Origin of the sequence: Streptomyces sp. NPDC006925, from assembly GCF_042869575.1 — a bacterium.
GTDB lineage: Bacteria > Actinomycetota > Actinomycetes > Streptomycetales > Streptomycetaceae > Streptomyces.
The window spans coordinates 125,762-142,047 of sequence record NZ_JBIAGB010000008.1 but is presented as its reverse complement, the minus strand read 5'-3'; the positions used below and the strand labels follow the sequence as shown (position 1 = coordinate 142,047).

The following is a 16,286-nucleotide window of genomic DNA, read 5'->3' as shown; positions in this document are numbered from 1 at the left end:
CGCGGCGGCCCGCACAGCCGCCGCGCCTCCGTGACGGTCAGGCGAGCGTGCACACGAAGACGGCGGTGCCCGGCACCAGCCGCCCGCGCAGCGGCGACCAGCCTCCCCACACCTGCTGGTTCCACTCCGGCCACTCCGGCTCGACCAGATCCTCCAGTCGGAACCCGGCGCCGACCAGCTCCCGCACCCGGTCCCCCAGGGTGCGGTGGTGCTCCGCGTACACCGTCCGCCCCGCGCCGTCCTCCTCCACGTAGGGCGTGCGGTCGAAGTAGGAGGCGAGGACGGTCAGCCCCTCGGGTCCCGGTTCGTCGGCCAGGGACCAGCGCAGCGGGTGGGTCAGGGAGAAGACCCAGCGGCCCCCGGGGCGCAGCACCCGCGCCACCTCGGCGAACACCCGCTCGGGGTCGGCCACGAACGGGATCGCGCCGAAGGCCGAGCAGGCCGCATCGAAGGACTCGTCCGCGAAGGGCAGCGCCCTGGCGTCCGCCTCGACCAGTGGGAACTCCGGCCGGCCCGGATCCCCGCCGCCGATCCGCAGGGCGTGCTGGAGCTGCCGGTGGGAGAGATCGAGGGCCACGGGCCGCGCGCCTTGCGCGGCCAGCCAGCGGGAGCACTGCGCAGCGCCCGCACCCACCTCCAGCACGTCCAGGCCGCGGAGCTGCTCCGCCGGGCCGAGCAGCTCCGCCTCCGCCTCGTCCAGGCCCTCGGGGCCCCAGACGAAGCGCGCGTCGCCGAGGAAGTCGCCGTGGTCGTTCTGGTACTCGTCCGCGTTCCGGTCCCACCAGCCGCGGTTGGCCCGGCTGGTCTCCCGGTCCCCGGCCGGGCGCCGCACGGCCTCCGCGTCGTCGGCGTCCCCGGTGTGCCCGGTGTGCCCGGCGTCCCCGGTGTGCCCGGCGACGTCCCCCGGGCCGGGCGTGGCGCCGGACCGGGCCGCGCGATCACCGTGGGTCAGGGGATGGACACCCTCGCCGACCTCGTGCTTTTGTTCCATTGCGGCGCTCCCCGTACTCTCGGTCTCTCGGTCTCCCCGCGGCGCGCCGCGGGGTGGCTCCCGGGGGCTCGGGCCGGGCGGACCGACTCCGGCGGACCGGCTTCCAGCCGCGGCCATCCGGCCGTGCGGAGCGGCGAGTTCTGCCGGGTATGGGGGGTTGCATCCCAGGTGTGCTCTTTCGCGCATTGACCATGCCCAGCAGCCCCCGTATGCTACAAGTTGCGCTGCGGGCCTGCGTGCCTCGGACCGAGCAGGCCGCGCTCGCATCGACTGTATGTCCCCTCGGGTTCCGGGTTTTCCAGGCTGTCCGGCTGACTTGCATGTGTGGTGCGTTCGAAGGGTCCTCGGCGTAGCAGTACCTACGACTTCATGTCCGTACCGGAGACCCTTTTCCACATGACGAGCAGCACCGAGACTTCCGCCACCACTCCGCAGGTTGCGGTCAACGACATCGGTTCCGAGGAAGCCTTCCTCGCCGCGATCGACGAGACGATCAAGTACTTCAACGACGGCGACATCGTCGACGGCGTCATCGTGAAGGTCGACCGGGACGAGGTCCTGCTCGACATCGGTTACAAGACCGAAGGTGTCATCCCTTCCCGAGAGCTGTCGATCAAGCACGACGTCGACCCGAACGAGGTCGTCGCCGTCGGTGACGAGATCGAGGCCCTCGTCCTCCAGAAGGAGGACAAGGAGGGACGCCTGATCCTCTCGAAGAAGCGCGCCCAGTACGAGCGTGCCTGGGGCACCATCGAGAAGATCAAGGAAGAGGACGGCATCGTCACCGGTACCGTCATCGAGGTCGTCAAGGGTGGTCTCATCCTCGACATCGGCCTCCGCGGCTTCCTCCCCGCCTCCCTGGTCGAGATGCGCCGGGTGCGCGACCTCCAGCCGTACGTCGGCAAGGAGCTCGAAGCCAAGATCATCGAGCTGGACAAGAACCGCAACAACGTGGTTCTCTCCCGCCGCGCCTGGCTGGAGCAGACCCAGAGCGAGGTCCGCCAGACCTTCCTCACCACCCTCCAGAAGGGCCAGGTGCGCTCCGGCGTCGTCTCCTCCATCGTCAACTTCGGTGCCTTCGTGGACCTGGGCGGCGTCGACGGCCTGGTGCACGTCTCGGAGCTGTCCTGGAAGCACATCGACCACCCCTCCGAGGTCGTCGAGGTCGGCCAGGAGGTCACCGTCGAGGTGCTGGACGTCGACATGGACCGCGAGCGCGTGTCCCTGTCGCTCAAGGCCACCCAGGAAGACCCCTGGCAGCAGTTCGCCCGCACCCACCAGATCGGCCAGGTCGTCCCCGGCAAGGTCACCAAGCTGGTGCCGTTCGGTGCGTTCGTCCGCGTCGACGAGGGCATCGAGGGCCTGGTCCACATCTCCGAGCTGGCCGAGCGCCACGTGGAGATCCCGGAGCAGGTCGTCCAGGTCAACGACGAGATCTTCGTCAAGGTCATCGACATCGACCTGGAGCGCCGCCGCATCAGCCTCTCGCTGAAGCAGGCCAACGAGTCCTTCGGTGCGGACCCGACCGCGGTCGAGTTCGACCCGACGCTCTACGGCATGGCCGCGTCCTACGACGACCAGGGCAACTACATCTACCCCGAGGGCTTCGACCCGGAGGCCAACGACTGGCTGCCGGGTTACGAGAAGCAGCGCGAGGAGTGGGAGGGCCAGTACGCCCAGGCCCAGAGCCGCTTCGAGCAGCACCAGGCGCAGGTCATCAAGTCCCGCGAGGCCGACGAGCAGGCCGCGGCCGAGGGTGCGACCGGCGGCGGCGCCGGTGCCTCGCAGGGCGGCGGTGCCGGCGGCGGCCAGGGCGGCGGCTCCTACTCGTCCGAGGGTTCGGAGGAGGACTCGGGCGCGCTGGCTTCCGACGAGGCGCTTGCCGCGCTCCGCGAGAAGCTGGCCGGCGGCCAGAGCTGATCGCTCGCCGCGAGGCGAAGCGCACACGAGCGGAACCGAGGCCCGCACCCTTCCGGGGGTGCGGGCCTCGGCCCGTTCCTGCCCGCTGCCGGATATCCGCGGGTTGCGGGAGGCACTCGGCGGCGCGCGGCTGCCCGGCGGCGCCCTCGAATAGCCGAAGGGGAACGGCCGATCGTCCGAAAGGGGAATGCGGGCGCGGGGGTGGGGCGTTGGAAGGGGTATGGCACAGAAGCGGGAAGCGATGTACTCCTGGGACCAGGCGGGACTCGACGCGGTCGACGCGATCGTCGCCGAGCCGGACAGCGCCGGGCTGGTGATGCTGTACCACCTTGAGGGCTTCATGGACGCAGGCGACACCGGTGAGCAGATCGTGGAGCGGCTGTTGGAGAGCCAGCCCGCCCGCACCGTCGCCCGTTTCGACGTCGATCGCCTGCTCGACTACCGGGCGCGCCGGCCGATGATGACCTTCCGCCGCGACCACTGGGTGTCCTACGAGACGCCCCGGCTGGAGCTGCGGCTGCTGCGGGACGCCACGGACGCGCCGTTCCTGCTGCTGTCCGGCCCGGAGCCGGACAGCGAGTGGGAGGGCTTCACCGCGGCACTCGGCGAGATCGTGGAGCGGCTGCGGGTCCGGCTGTCGGTGACCTTCCACGGCATCCCGATGGGCGTCCCGCACACCCGTCCGGTCGGGCTCACCCCGCACGGGAACCGCACCGACCTGGTGCCCGGCCAGCGGTCCGCCTTCGACGAGGCCCAGGTCCCGGGCAGCGCGGCGGCGCTGACGGAGTTCAGGCTGGCGGAGAGCGGACACGACGTGCTCGGTGTAGCTGCCCACGTTCCGCACTACATCGCCCGCTCGACCTATCCCGATGCCGCGCTCGTCGTGGCCGAGGCGATCACCTCGGCGACGGGCCTGGTCCTCCCGGAGGTGGCGCACGCGCTGCGGACGGAGGCGCTGCGCACCCAGAACGAGATCGAACGGCAGCTGGCCGAGGGGGACGAGGAACTCGTCTCGGTCGTCCGCGGCCTGGAGCAGCAGTACGACGCGGTGGCGGGTGCCGAGACCCGCGGCAATCTGGTGGCCGAGTCCGCCGAGCTGCCCTCCGCCGAGGAGCTGGGGGCGGTCTTCGAACAGTTTCTCGCCGATCGTGAAGGCCAGCAGGGCCCGGGTTCCGAGGGCGGACGCCAGGAGTGAGCCGGGCCGGTCCCGCGCGGGTCGCCCTGTTCCGTTCCGGGGCCGGACGGCCCCGGCGGACGGGCTGCCGCCCGGGTGCGGTCACCGGATAGCGTGGAGCGCATGGTGAAGGTGGGTCTGACGGGCGGGATCGGCTCGGGCAAGAGCGAAGTCGCACGGCTGTTCGCCGAGTGTGGAGCGGTGGTCGTGGACGCGGACCGCATCGCGCGGGAGGTCGTGGAGCCGGGCACCCCGGGCCTGGCGGCGATCGTCGACGAGTTCGGTGCGGAGGTCCTGACCCCGGAAGGACGCCTGGACCGACCGCGGCTGGCCGCCCTCGTCTTCGCCGACCCGGAGCGGCGGGCGGCGCTCAACGCGATCGTGCACCCCCTGGTGGGCGAGCGCTCCGCCGAACTGGAGCGTGCGGCGCGGCAGGCCGACCCGGACGCGGTCGTCGTCCACGACGTGCCGCTGCTGGTGGAGAACGGACTCGCGCAGCTCTACGACACGGTCGTCGTCGTGGACGCCGCCGCCGAGACCCGGCTCGACCGCCTGGTGCGGCTGCGCGGCACGGACGAGGACGAGGCGCGCGCCCGGATGGCCGCGCAGGCGGGTCGTGAGGAGCGGCTGGCGGTCGCCGACCTCGTGATCGACAACAACGGGCCGCTGGCGGAGCTGGCGCCCCGGGTCCGCGAGATCTGGAGCGAGCTGCACGGCTGACCCGCTGCCCGCTGCCCGCTGCCCGCTGCCCGCTGCCCGCTGCCCGCTGTCCCCGTCCGCTGCAGCTGTCCCCGTCCGCTGCCGACCACCGGCCCTCGGCTGCCGGCCCTCGGCTGCCGGCCTCGGCTGCCGACCGTCGCGCCGGAACCGCCGCGACCGGTGGCAGCGCGGCGGGCGCGACCCCGGGAAGGGGTCCACCGGCGGCGGTCCGTTCCTGCCGCCCGGCCGAGGGGCATATGCTCCCCAGCCTTCGGCCGAAGGTCCGCTGCGGGAATGGCCGCGCGCGGTCCGGCGTTGTGCGGAGGCGTCAGCCGACGGAAGGCAGTTCTGTGACGAGCCCCGAGACGAACCTCATCCAGTTCCGCGCGGCGGAGCAGCTGCTGGCGGCGCGCGACCCGCGCGGCGCGGTCGACCTGCTGGACAACGTGATCGACGAACACCCCGAGCACCGGGGCGCCCGGCTGCTGCGCGCCCGCGCGTACTTCCTGGAGGCCCGGCTGCGGTCGGCCGAGCAGGAGTTCCAGTGGGTGCTGGAGCGTGAGCCGGACAACGCCTTCGCGCACTTCGCCCTGGCCCGTACGCTCCAGCGGGCCTCCCGGGACGAGGAGGCCCGCGCCCACTTCAAGCTCGCCGCCGCACTCGACCCCCGGCCCGACTTCGTGGAGGCCGCCGGTTTCGAGAGCTTCGAGCCCCCCGGCCCCGGGACGACGGACCTGGGCAACTGACCCGCGGAGCGCGACCGGGGCCCGGACGGGTCAGTGCGGCTGCGGCACCGTCTCGGCGGCGGCCGCGGCCGCCAGCAGGTCGGCCTCCCGGCCGTGCGCGGCCACGAGTTGCAGCCCGACCGGTTCACCGGCCCCGGTCCGCCCGGCTGGCAGGCTGATCGCCGGGTGCCCGGTGATGTTGAAGGCCCAGGTGAGTGCGACACTCATCTCCCCGCCCGGTCCGTGGTGACCGTGCGGCGGGTTGGGAGTGGTCGGAGTGGCGAGCAGATCCACCGCGGCGAAGACCCGGTCCAGCTCGGCCATCAGCTCCGCGGCCGTGCGGTCGGCCGACGCGGAGCGTGCGCCAGCAGTCGGCGGCATCCGGCAGCCGGACGGCTGCGGGTCGCGGGGCGACGGCGCCGGTCCGGGCCAGCCCGTCCAGGAAGGCACGCGCCGTCGCGGCGACCGGTTGCCGTGTGTCGGCGCAGCCCAGGGTGGCCGACCACGCCGTGCGCAGCGGGCGCTGCGGGGGCCCGGGGACGGATGTGGAGGCGCCGGTGAGGGCGGCGAAGCAGGCGGCGGTGTCGGCCGCGGTGCGGGCCAGTGGTCCGGGCACGCTCCGCCGGGGGCGTCCCGCCGGGCTGCCGGGCAGGGGCAGCAGCCCGCCCGTCGGCTTCAGGCCGAGCACCGCGCACCACGCGGCCGGGATCCGTACGGAGCCGGCCCCGTCGCTCCCGGTGGCGAGGGGGACCATCCCGGCCGCGACGGCCGCGGCCGAACCGGCCGAGGACCCGCCCGGGCTCAGGTCGGCCCGCAGCGGGTTGAGGGTGCGGCCCCGGTCGGTGGTTCCCCACGTCTGCCACGGGGTTCCCGGGCCGGGGGTCGCCGTGGCACCGACCGGCACACAACCGGCCGCGACCAGCCGGGCCACGGACGGTGCCGAGAGCCGCTGTGTGGCCTTGACCCCCAACGGCACTCCGGCCAGCGGCAGCCGCTCGCCGTCCCCGACGGCGCGGTCGACGGCCGCCGCGTACTCCAGCGCATGTGCGGGCCACACCGAGGCGAACGCTCTGACGGACGGGTCGGCTTCCGCGATGCGGGCCAGCGCTTCCCGCGCCACCTCGCGCGCCGTGACGCGGCCCGCGGTCACCTCGGCGGCGATCCCGACCGCCGACATCGGGGCGCGGGCGGCGGGGCCCGGCGGCCGCGCCGGTGCGCCGGCCGCTGTACGTGTGTTCTCCCCCGTCACGGGGCAACGGTACAACCGGGCGCGGCCCGGCGGTCCGGTCCCCGCGGCCGAACGCCGTGGTGCGTGGACGTTGCCACCGCGCCCAGCCTCGCCACCACCGCCGCCGCTTCCGCCCGCTGCTGGGCAGTCCGCCTGGGAAACCCCTGCTCCCGCTCGTGCGCAGGGTGGCCGCCGGGCCGCCGGGCCGCCGGGCCGCCGGGCCGCCGGGCCGCCGGGCCGCCGGGCCGCCGGGCCGCCGGGCCGCCGGGCCGCAGGGCCGCCGGCGACCCCGGCGAGGGGCGGCCGGCGGCCGTCGGCCCTGCCGACGGCGAGCAGGCCGGTGCACCCACCGACTGGCTGGACGAGCAGGCGCGGGGTGACGAGGGATTCGCGGCCCTGCTGCGCGGCTGGGCCGAGCGGCACGCCCCCGCGCTGCGGGCCGAACGCTCCGAGGTGCGCGGCACGGTCGCGGGCTCGGCGCGGGTGCAGGGGCCGGTGATCCAGGCCCGGGACATCCACGGCGGCGTCGGCCCGGGCTGAGCCCCGCCCCGCTCCACCGCGTGTCGGGAACCGTTCGAGCAGGGCATCCCTTGATCGTCGGAGGGCTTGTCAGTGGCCGCTCCTAGACTCGTTCCACGAGTGCGGGCCAGGTGTGCGGCCCGTCGGCCTGCTGTCGGCCGGTGCGGTGTGGAACGAAGGCGGAAGCGAGGCGCGGATGGGGCCGGGGAGCGGTGCGGGCCTCCTGAGGTGTGCTGCGGTGTTCCTGCCGGGCGAGGTGCCCCGGCAGGGGCGCGTGGCGTTCTGGCGGGACGACGGGGGCCAGTTGCCCGAGCAGGGGGAGCCGGGAGAGCTCGCGGTGGTGCGGCCGCACGGGAAGGGCGTGCGCCGGTGCGCGGTGTCGGCCCGTCGGCTGTCGGTGCGCGAGGCCCTGCCCGTGCTGATGCGGGCGCGTACGGAGAACGGCGCGCACCCCGCGGCCGCCTGCTGGGGTGCGGCGGCGCTGCACGGACTGCGGCTGGTGGCCCGCGGAGGCCTGGTGCCGGGCCTGGGCGAAGGGGACGCGGACGTGTGGCGGGCGGGCCCGCTCGACCCGGAGGACGTCGCGCAGCTGCGGGCGGTGGCCGCCGCGATGCCCCCGGAGGCGTACGCAGTACCGGTCCCGCGGAATGCGGCGGACCCCGGAAGCCGGGCGGCGGGCGAGCCGCTGCGGGTCCCGGACCCCGAGGCACTCGTGCGGGACTTCCTGGACGCGGTCGCCGACGTGCTGCCCCGCACGCCCGCCGGGTCCGCGGTGGCGGGGCCGGCGTTCGCGGACCCGGGGCGGCAGCGGCTCACCGAGCAGTATCCGCGGCTGCGGGAGTGGGCGGGCGAGGTTGCCGCGGGCACCGAGGCGGGTATCCGCGTCTCCCTGCGGCTCGACCTGTCGGCGGACCGCATCTTCGACGGCGGTCCCGAGCCGGAGGATCCCGAGAGCCACCGGCCGGTCGCCGGCCGGGAGGGCACCGACGGGCCGCTCGCCCCGGAGCGGACCGACCCCGACCGGAGCGGCCGGGAACGGACCGACCCGGACCGGAGCGCCCCGGAGCAGCCCGGCCCGCAGCGGACCGGCAGCGCGGCGGAGCCGTATGTCGCGGCGGCCGTCGTCCAGGCGACGAGTGCTGTGGATCCGACCCTGGTCGCGGACGTGGCCGCGCTGTGGCAGGGCGAGGCGGAGCACCTCGGGCCACGGGCCCGGGTGGACACGGTGCTGGCGGTGCGGCGGGCCGCGCGCGTCTGGCCGCCGCTGGGGCGGTTGCTGGAGCGGCCCGCCCCCGACGTGCTGCCGCTGACCGAGACGGAGCTGGACGACCTGCTGGGCCGGGCCGCCCGCGAACTGGCCGCGGCGGAGGTGGCCGTGCACTGGCCGCGTGCCCTGGCCCAGGAGCTGTTGAGCGCCACGGCGGTGGTACGCCCGGGCCCGCAGCCGCCGGGGTCGGCGGCCGACGGGTTCGGCTTCTTCAAGGAGCAGCAGCTTCTGGAGTTCCGCTGGCAACTGGCGCTGGACGGCGATCCGCTCACCGAGGCGGAGATGGACGAACTGGCGGAGGCGCACCGCCCGCTGGTGCGGCTGCGCGACCAGTGGGTGCAGGTCGATCCGGAGCTGGTGCGCAAGGCGCGCAAGCGGCACCTGGGTCTCCTCTCGCCCGGTGACGCACTGGCCGCGGCCCTCTCCGGGGAGGCCGAGGTGGACGGGGAACGCGTGGAGGCGGTGCCGGTGGGTGCCCTCGCGGCGCTCCGGGACACTCTCCGTACCGCCACCGACCCGGACCGGGCCGCGGTGGCCGCCCCCGCCCGGCTGCACGCCCGGCTGCGGGGCTACCAGCGTCAGGGGCTCGGCTGGCTGGAGTCGATGACGTCGCTCGGACTGGGTGGCTGCCTCGCCGACGACATGGGGCTGGGCAAGACCGTCACCCTCATCGCGCTTCATCTGCGCCGCGCCGAGCGCGGCGCGACGGCGCCGACGCTGGTGGTCTGCCCCGCCTCGCTGCTGGGCAACTGGCAGCGGGAGCTCGCCCGGTTCGCGCCCGATGTGCCGGTGCGCCGCTACCACGGTCCCGGACGCAGCCTGGAGGGGCTGGAGCGCGGCGGCCCCGGAGCAGCCGGGGGAGCGGAATCGGACGCGGGGTTCGTCCTGACGACGTACGGCACCCTGCGCGGCAGCGCGGAACAGCTCGCCGGACAGGCGTGGGGGCTGGTCGTCGCGGACGAGGCCCAGCACGTCAAGAACGCGGGCTCCGCGACGGCGCGTGCGCTGCGCACCCTTCCGGCCGCCGCCCGGATCGCCCTCACCGGCACACCGGTGGAGAACAACCTCTCCGAGCTGTGGGCCCTGCTCGACTGGACCACGCCCGGGTTGCTCGGCCCGCTCAAGGCCTTCCGCGCCCGGCACGCCAGAGCCGTGGAGGGCGGTGAGGACCCGGAGGCGACGCAGCGGCTGGCCCGGCTGGTGCGGCCCTTCCTGCTGCGCCGCAGGAAGTCCGACCCGGGCATCGTCCCCGAGCTGCCGCCCAAGACGGAAACGGACCACACGGTCGAGCTCAGCCGGGAGCAGGCGTCCCTGTACGAGGCGGTGGTGCGCGAGACCCTGGCGCGGATCGCGGAGGCGACGGGCATGGAGCGGCGCGGCCTGGTGATGAAGCTGCTGACCGCGCTCAAACAGATCTGCAACCATCCGGCGCAGTATCTGCGGGAGGGCGCCGCCGGACGCCTCCCGGGCCGCTCCGGCAAGCTCGGGCTGCTGGACGAACTGCTGGGCACCATCCTGGCCGAGGGCGGTTCGGTGCTGGTGTTCACGCAGTACGTGGAGATGGCCCGGCTGCTCCGGGCGCATCTCGCCGAACGCCGCATCCCGGCCCAGCTCCTGCACGGCGGGACTCCGGTGGGCCGCAGGGAGGAGCTGGTGGACGCCTTCCAGGCCGGTGCGGTCCCCGTCTTCCTGCTGTCGCTCAAGGCGGCGGGCACCGGTCTCAACCTCACCCGCGCGGGACATGTCGTCCACTTCGACCGCTGGTGGAACCCGGCGGTCGAGGAGCAGGCCACCGACCGGGCCTATCGCATCGGCCAGACGCAGCCCGTACAGGTGCACCGGCTGCTGGCCCGGGGCACCGTCGAGGACCGCATCGCCCGGCTGCTGACGGCCAAGCAGCAGTTGGCCGACGCCGTGCTCAGCGGGGGAGAGGCCGCGCTGACGGAGCTGACCGACGCCGAACTGGCGGATCTGGTGGCGCTGCGGAGGCAGCCGTGAGCGGCACCGCACCGGGATCAGAGGCCACCCCGGCGCATCCCGCCGGGAGTTGGGGCGCTGCCTGGCTGCGGGCGATGGAGGGCGCGGCGCGGGACACCGCCCGGTTGGCGCGCGGCCGGGCCTACGCGGACCCGGGCCGGGACGGGGCCCGGAGCGCGGCCGGTGCCGGTGCGGTGTCCGCACCGCGGGTGGGAACGGGACGTGTCCTGGCGTATGTGCACGGCAGCCGCGCCCGGCCCTACCGTGCCGAATGGCGGCTGCCCGTGCTGTCCGAGGAGGAGTGGACGGCCTTCCTGACGGCTGTCGCCGCCCGCCCGGTGCTGGCGGCGGCGCTGCTGGACGGTGAACTCCCCTACGACGTGGTGCCCGTGGCGCACTCGGCGGGGGTCCGGTTGCTGCCCGGCGCCGGGGATCTGTTGCCCGCGTGCAGTTGCCCGGACCACGGACATCCCTGCAAGCACGCGGCGGCGCTCGGCTACGGGACCGGACGGCTGCTGGACGCCGACCCCTGGGTGCTGCTGCTGATGCGGGGCCGCAGCGCGGCGGCGGTGCGCGCGGAGGTCACGCGCCTCGGTGCGGGCTGCCTCGACCCGTCCGCGGAGCGCCCCCGCACGCGCGGAGGCGGGGTGCCGGCGCGCCGGTCCGGCGGGGACGTCGGCGGCTCGCTGTTCGACGGGCGGCGGCCGCGCGCCACGCGGCTCGCCACCGAGGCGTTCGCCACTTCCGTGCGCCCCCCACTCCCGGAGCCGCAGCCGCTGCCGGCCGTCGCGAGCGAGCCGGGTGTCTATCCCGAACTGCCCGGCGCACCCGACGCCGACGCCCTCGCCTTCCTGGCGGCCGACGCGGCAGTGCGAGCCCGGTGCGCGCTTTCCGCCGTTCCCGTGGAGCACGACTGCGCGGAGCCCCGCACCGTGGGGGAGCACGACCCGTTGCCCGACCTGTCGCGCTGGCACGACACGGTGCGCCTCGCCGCCACGCACCCGCAGTTGACCGGTCGCCGCACCCTGTCCGTGCGCTTCGCCGGTCTGGCGCGGTCGGTCGGCCGGGACCCGGTGGAGCTGGCCCGGGCCGCGGCGGCCTGGCGGCAGGGCGGTCGCGCTGGGCTGGCCGTGCTGGAGGCGGCCTGGGACCCGCCGGCGGGCGACTTCGACCGTGGGCGCAGCGCCCTGGCGGGCCTGGGGATAGCGATGACCATCCACCGCAACCAGCTCACCCACACCACGCGCCCCGTCCAGCTCCGCTTCGGCGGCGACGGCCGCTGGTACCCGTACCGGGACGCTTCCGGCCGGGGGCCCGCGGACCGCGGCGGCTCCGACCGGGACAGCTGCGGGGACGCCGCCGACTGGTGGCCCGAAGGCCCCTCCGCGGCCGACCCGGTGCAAGCCCTCACCGGGCTCGGGCAGCGGTGACCGTCGCGGCTGCCGGAAAGCGCCGCGGGTCGCGGTTCCCGCCCGCGGAGCGCGCTCCGAGCCGCCGGTCCGCGGACCCGGGAGGGGCGCTGTCACCCGGAGCGAGTACTCTGCGCCGAACGCAGAACAGCGCCGTATCCGCGGCGAACGGAGCGAGGAGCGGTCCGATGGCCTTTCGCAAGGCGACGATGAAGAAGCAGGTGGCCGAGGCCATTGCCCAACAGGCGCCCGGAGACCGCCCGCTGGTGTCGGTCGGGGCCGTCGCGGGGCCCACACCGTGGCTCAGCGTCGGATTCCTCGGCCTGATCGGCCAGTTCCTCATCAAGTACTACTTCATCACGGTTACCGAACAGGCCCTGTTGGTGCAGCGGATGTCCCGGTTCTCGCAGCGCCCGAAGGAGATCGTGCACGCGATCCCGCGGGACCAGGCGCGCTCGCTCTTCGGCGAGATCCAGCTCAACCCCCTGTGGAGCTTCTACCACATGGCGCTGCCGGGCGAGGCGAAGCCGGTGCGCATCAACGTGCACCGCATCTGGCGCAACGAGTTGGAGGAGCTGCTCGCGGTGGTCGGCGGCGGGCAGGGCGCTCCGCAGGGGCACGCCCCGCAGCAGTACGCTCCTCCGGCCCAGCCGCAGCAGGGCTACGCGCCGCAGCAGGGCTACGCGCCCCAGCAGGGCTACGCGCCCCAGCAGGGCTACGCACCGCAGCAGGGTTACGCGCCGCAGCCCCAGCAGGGCTATGCGCCGCAGCAGCCCCCGCAGGCCCACCCCCAGCCCGGAGGCCAGCCGCAGCCCGGTCCCCACCACGGTCAGCCCCAGGCGCCCGGAGCCCCGGCGGCCCCGCCCCAGCAGCCCGGCCCCTACTACGGCAACCCGGGCCAGCAGCAGGGCGGTGCTCCCGCCGATCCCCGCGGCAACCCGTACGGCTGACTCCCGGTCGCCGTTCCGCCGCCGCAGAACCACGCCCTCCGTACGGCGCCGCGCTCCCTCCGCGCGGCGCCGTCGCGGTGTGCGTACCGGGCAGGTCCTCCGGCGCCGCGCACCATCCCCGCAGCTCCAGGCACCGAGCCGAGCCGCCGACGTGCCGACCCGCCGTCCGGCTGGAACCCTGGAACCACCCGGAGCGCCGGCAGCATCGGCGCCGGCCCGGCGCCGGGCGAGCCACCGGCGCCGCCGGGGGCCGGCGGGGCCGTCGGCGCGGAAGATGCCGGGACCCGCGGAGACACGGCGGGCCGTGCCGGGGAACAGGCGCCCGGGGCCCGGGAGTTGCCACGGAGGAGCTGCGCCGACGGGGCGCGCGCGACGAGAGGCGGAGCGGACATGACGGCCACAGCGCGAGGCGCCGAGGAGCAGGAAGCGCGGATGCGCCTGGCGGCGATGCCGGAGGACTGGACCCGGGCCCTGGCGGTCGTCGCCCATCCGGACGACATGGAGTACGGCGCCGCCGCGGCCGTGGCCGAGTGGACGGCGCAGGGCAAGGACGTCACCTATCTGCTCGCGACCCGGGGCGAGGCGGGTATCGAGACCATGGACCCGGCGGAGGCCGCCGGGGTCCGCGAGGCCGAACAGCGGGCCGGTTGCGCACACGTGGGCGTGACCGGGGTGGAGTTCCTCGACCACCGGGACGGAGTGCTGGCGGAGGGGCCGGCGCTGCGGAGCGACATCGCGGCGGCGATCCGCAGACACCGCCCCGAACTGGTCCTCACCCTCAACCACCACGACACCTGGGGCGGCGGCCCCGGCAGCCCGTGGAACACCCCCGACCACCGCGCGCTGGGCCGCTCGGTCCTCGACGCCGTGGGGGACGCCGGCAACCGGTGGATCTTCAGTGAACAGTTCGACGTGGAAGGCGTCCTGCCGTGGGACGGAGTGCGGTGGGTGGGTGTCTTCGCCTCACCGGCCGTCACGCACGCGGTGTCGGTGGGGGAGGAGGCGACCCGCAAGGGGGTCGCCTCGCTGCTGGAGCACCGTGCCTATATCGAGGCGCTCACCGACGAGGACCCCGAGACGTACGCGCGCTCGATCGTGCACGGGGGGCTGGATCTGCACGCCCGAAGGAACGGTGGGCGGCGCGCGGTGGCCTTCGAACTCCACGCGCGCTGACCCTCGGCGGACCCGGGCGGCGCCCCGGTCGCCCGGCCCTGCCCCGGCTCCTGCCACCCGGCCCCGCCCCCGCCGCGCGACGACGGATACGCCGTGCGGCCCCGCCCCCGCCGTGGTGTCCGCGCCGACGCCGCGGACGGCCTCCTCAGCGCCGTACTGCGACGGTCACCGTCAGCACCGTGACGGGGATCAGCAGCGCCGCTGCCAGCAGGTTGAGCCAGCCGTAGCCGGCCTGGGCGACCACCAGGCCGGAGAGCGCGCCGCCGACACCGGCGGCCGAGTTCATGATCAGGTCGGAGAAGCCCTGCACGGCGGCGCGGGCCCGCTGCGGTACGGAGTCGGTCAGCAGCGCGGACCCGGCGACCAGTCCCGCGGACCAGCCCAGCCCGAGCAGGAACAGCCCGACGGCGGACTGCGCGTGGTTCCCGTCCGCCGTCCCGGCCAGCGCGGTGGCGCACCCGAGCAGCGCCGCGCCCACCAGGATGACGCTGAACCTGCCGATCCGGTCCGCGAGCCAGCCCATCACGGGCGAGAAGGCGTACATACCGGCGATGTGGCCGCTGAGCACGAGCCCGATCAGCTCCACCCCGGCGCCGTGCCCGCCCAGGTCCACCGGGGTCATCACCATCACCGAGACCATGACGGTGTGCGAGCCGGCTATCGCGGCGAGCGCGACCCGGGCGGGCGCCGAGGCCGTCACCGCGGCCAGACCGGCCCGCAGCGACCGGCCACCGCCGTCCTCGTCCGGCTGCCGTCCGCCGTCCGCGTCGGGCCGGCCGCCGCCTTCGACCGACCGGCCGTCGGCCGCCGCCGTCCGGGCCAGTGCGCGGGCCGTCAGCAGCGGGTCGGGGCGCAGCAGCACCTGCAGCAGCCCTCCGGCGACCAGGAAGACCGCCGTGCCCCACAGGAAGGGGCCGGCCGTCTCCGGCACCCCGAGGCCGGCCACGCTCCTCCCGGCGGGCCCCGCGATGTTCGGGCCCAGGACCGCGCCGATCGTGGTCGCCCACACCACGGTGGAGATGGCCCGCGCCCGGTGCAGCGGCTCGGCCAGGTCGGCGGCTGCGAACCGCGCCTGGAGGTTGGCGGTGTTGCTCGCGCCGAAGGCGGCCATGCCCACCAGCAGCAGTGGGAAGTTCCGCAGCGCGGCTCCGGTCACCACGACGAGCCCCCCGACGGCGGCCACGGCGTAGGCGGACGTCAGTCCCGCGCGCCTCCCGCGCCGCGCCATCAGCGCCGCGCACGGCAGGGACAGCAGTGCCGTCCCGATCACCGAGGACGTGGATGCCAGCCCCGCCACGGCCTCGGAGCCACCGATGTCCTCGGCCAGTACGGCGGCCAGCGCCACCGCCGTGGAGACGCCCAGTCCGCCGAGGATCTGGCTGAGGACCAGGGCCAGCCGCACCCGCCGCCGGACGGCCCGCAGGTCGATCCCGCCGTCCGCCACCGGTTCCCCGGCGGGCTCCTCCGGGCCGCGCACGGCGAGCCCCCCGGGCCGCGTGCTGCGCCGTGGGACGCCGGGCGCGTCGGGTGGGCCGCCGGTCCGCTCCGGCGCCGTGCCCACCGGTCCGTCTCCTGGGGCTTCCGACGTGTCATCACCGTCGGCCGTGTCGCGAATGTCAGTCACGCCGTGCAGTCTGGCACCCGGCGCTGTCCGCCACCACGGACTTACGGCTGGTCCGCGGCTCAGAACAGCGGCTGCGGCAGCACGCCCTCCAGCGCGAGGAGCGCCCGCTTGGTCTCCAGCCCGCCCCCGAAGCCGCCGATCGCGCCGGAGCTCTCCAGCACCCGGTGGCAGGGCACGACCACCGGCAGCGGATTGGCGCCCATGGCGGCGCCGACCGCGCGGGCCGCACCGGGGTCGCCGGCGCGCACGGCGAGGTCCTGATAGCCGACCGTCGTCCCGTACGGCACACCGGTCGCCAGCTCGTGCAGCACCCGCGCGGGGAAGCCCTCCGTCAGCGACCAGTCCAGCGGCACGGTGAAGGGCGCGGGGGAGCCCGCGAAGTAGTCGTCCAGTGCGGCCGCGGCCGCACCGAGATGCTCGGCGGCGGGCGGCGGGGCCTGCGCCGCGGGCAGCGGTCCGGTGCCCAGCCGCGCGTGCAGCCGGGCGAGGGCCTGGTCGAGCGTGCGTCCCCGCGCGTGGAAGACGACGTTGGCCAGGCCCTCGGCGGTGGCCGCGAGCAGCAGCGGTCCGATGGGCGTCTCCCGCAGGGTCCAGGCCGTGGGCCGCACCGGGGTGTCAGTCATACCGGCA

Annotated in this window: 13 protein-coding genes and 1 pseudogene; 9 read left to right on the top strand and 5 right to left on the bottom strand. The window is 75.4% G+C overall.

Features of this window, described 5'->3' with window-relative positions:
• Positions 1–37: 37 nt before the first annotated feature.
• Complete coding sequence (locus tag ACFYNS_RS13925; RefSeq protein ID WP_388602791.1) at positions 38–991, bottom strand: class I SAM-dependent methyltransferase; 954 nt, start codon at positions 989–991, stop codon at positions 38–40.
• Positions 992–1,387: 396 nt separating this feature from the next.
• Here ACFYNS_RS13925 and rpsA point away from each other — a divergent pair, with 396 nt between their 5' ends.
• The 4 genes from rpsA to ACFYNS_RS13905 all read left to right on the top strand — a co-directional run bounded on the left by rpsA (position 1,388) and on the right by ACFYNS_RS13905 (position 5,530).
• Positions 1,388–2,911 (top strand): 30S ribosomal protein S1, encoded by a 1,524-nt coding sequence (gene rpsA / locus ACFYNS_RS13920; RefSeq protein WP_360303182.1) that lies wholly within the window; start codon positions 1,388–1,390, stop codon positions 2,909–2,911.
• Between the two features lie 220 nt (positions 2,912–3,131).
• Positions 3,132–4,106, top strand: a complete 975-nt coding sequence (locus ACFYNS_RS13915) for a PAC2 family protein (protein WP_388602789.1) — start codon at positions 3,132–3,134, stop codon at positions 4,104–4,106.
• 102 nt (positions 4,107–4,208) lie between these two features.
• On the top strand, positions 4,209–4,805 hold the full coding sequence (gene coaE / locus ACFYNS_RS13910) for a dephospho-CoA kinase (RefSeq protein WP_360303180.1): 597 nt from the start codon (positions 4,209–4,211) through the stop codon (positions 4,803–4,805).
• Positions 4,806–5,134: 329 nt separating this feature from the next.
• Positions 5,135–5,530 (top strand): tetratricopeptide repeat protein, encoded by a 396-nt coding sequence (locus tag ACFYNS_RS13905; protein WP_177214168.1) that lies wholly within the window; start codon positions 5,135–5,137, stop codon positions 5,528–5,530.
• 30 nt (positions 5,531–5,560) lie between these two features.
• On the opposite strand, the gene ACFYNS_RS13900 is transcribed toward ACFYNS_RS13905, so the two are convergent.
• On the bottom strand, positions 5,561–5,890 hold the full coding sequence (locus tag ACFYNS_RS13900) for an amidase family protein (RefSeq protein WP_388602786.1): 330 nt from the start codon (positions 5,888–5,890) through the stop codon (positions 5,561–5,563).
• Positions 5,891–5,987: 97 nt separating this feature from the next.
• Positions 5,988–6,686, bottom strand: a pseudogene (locus ACFYNS_RS13895) (amidase family protein); the annotation flags it as partial.
• Between the two features lie 135 nt (positions 6,687–6,821).
• Between ACFYNS_RS13895 and ACFYNS_RS13890 the strand changes: the two are divergent.
• The 5 genes from ACFYNS_RS13890 to ACFYNS_RS13870 all read left to right on the top strand — a co-directional run bounded on the left by ACFYNS_RS13890 (position 6,822) and on the right by ACFYNS_RS13870 (position 14,032).
• On the top strand, positions 6,822–7,277 hold the full coding sequence (locus ACFYNS_RS13890) for a hypothetical protein (protein WP_388602784.1): 456 nt from the start codon (positions 6,822–6,824) through the stop codon (positions 7,275–7,277).
• Positions 7,278–7,452: 175 nt separating this feature from the next.
• Positions 7,453–10,521 (top strand): SNF2-related protein, encoded by a 3,069-nt coding sequence (locus tag ACFYNS_RS13885; RefSeq protein WP_388602960.1) that lies wholly within the window; start codon positions 7,453–7,455, stop codon positions 10,519–10,521.
• Positions 10,518–11,930 (top strand): SWIM zinc finger family protein, encoded by a 1,413-nt coding sequence (locus tag ACFYNS_RS13880; RefSeq protein ID WP_388602782.1) that lies wholly within the window; start codon positions 10,518–10,520, stop codon positions 11,928–11,930. Before ACFYNS_RS13885 ends, ACFYNS_RS13880 begins: the two co-directional genes overlap by 4 nt.
• A 167-nt stretch (positions 11,931–12,097) precedes the next feature.
• On the top strand, positions 12,098–12,859 hold the full coding sequence (locus ACFYNS_RS13875) for a hypothetical protein (RefSeq protein ID WP_360293823.1): 762 nt from the start codon (positions 12,098–12,100) through the stop codon (positions 12,857–12,859).
• Between the two features lie 390 nt (positions 12,860–13,249).
• The gene (locus ACFYNS_RS13870; protein ID WP_360293826.1) at positions 13,250–14,032 is read left to right on the top strand and encodes a PIG-L deacetylase family protein; all 783 of its coding nucleotides are present in this window, start codon (positions 13,250–13,252) and stop codon (positions 14,030–14,032) included.
• A 145-nt stretch (positions 14,033–14,177) separates the two neighbouring features.
• Here the strand turns inward: ACFYNS_RS13870 and ACFYNS_RS13865 are convergent, their stop codons facing one another.
• Both ACFYNS_RS13865 and ACFYNS_RS13860 read right to left on the bottom strand, forming a co-directional pair.
• Complete coding sequence (locus ACFYNS_RS13865) at positions 14,178–15,509, bottom strand: MFS transporter (RefSeq protein ID WP_388602958.1); 1,332 nt, start codon at positions 15,507–15,509, stop codon at positions 14,178–14,180.
• A gap of 206 nt (positions 15,510–15,715) precedes the next feature.
• Positions 15,716–16,279 (bottom strand): methylated-DNA--[protein]-cysteine S-methyltransferase, encoded by a 564-nt coding sequence (locus tag ACFYNS_RS13860; RefSeq protein ID WP_388602780.1) that lies wholly within the window; start codon positions 16,277–16,279, stop codon positions 15,716–15,718.
• Between the last annotated feature and the right edge of the window lie 7 nt (positions 16,280–16,286).

What these genes read in the sequence shown, in the direction of transcription:
- ACFYNS_RS13925 (WP_388602791.1), bottom strand. Translation starts at nt 991, where the DNA reads ATGGAACAAAAGCACGAGGTCGGCGAGGGTGTCCATCCCCTGACCCAC.
- rpsA (WP_360303182.1), top strand. Translation starts at nt 1,388, where the DNA reads ATGACGAGCAGCACCGAGACTTCCGCCACCACTCCGCAGGTTGCGGTC.
- ACFYNS_RS13915 (WP_388602789.1), top strand. Translation starts at nt 3,132, where the DNA reads ATGGCACAGAAGCGGGAAGCGATGTACTCCTGGGACCAGGCGGGACTC.
- coaE (WP_360303180.1), top strand. Translation starts at nt 4,209, where the DNA reads ATGGTGAAGGTGGGTCTGACGGGCGGGATCGGCTCGGGCAAGAGCGAA.
- ACFYNS_RS13900 (WP_388602786.1), bottom strand. Translation starts at nt 5,890, where the DNA reads ATGCCGCCGACTGCTGGCGCACGCTCCGCGTCGGCCGACCGCACGGCC.
- ACFYNS_RS13885 (WP_388602960.1), top strand. Translation starts at nt 7,453, where the DNA reads ATGGGGCCGGGGAGCGGTGCGGGCCTCCTGAGGTGTGCTGCGGTGTTC.
- ACFYNS_RS13875 (WP_360293823.1), top strand. Translation starts at nt 12,098, where the DNA reads ATGGCCTTTCGCAAGGCGACGATGAAGAAGCAGGTGGCCGAGGCCATT.
- ACFYNS_RS13870 (WP_360293826.1), top strand. Translation starts at nt 13,250, where the DNA reads ATGACGGCCACAGCGCGAGGCGCCGAGGAGCAGGAAGCGCGGATGCGC.
- ACFYNS_RS13860 (WP_388602780.1), bottom strand. Translation starts at nt 16,279, where the DNA reads ATGACTGACACCCCGGTGCGGCCCACGGCCTGGACCCTGCGGGAGACG.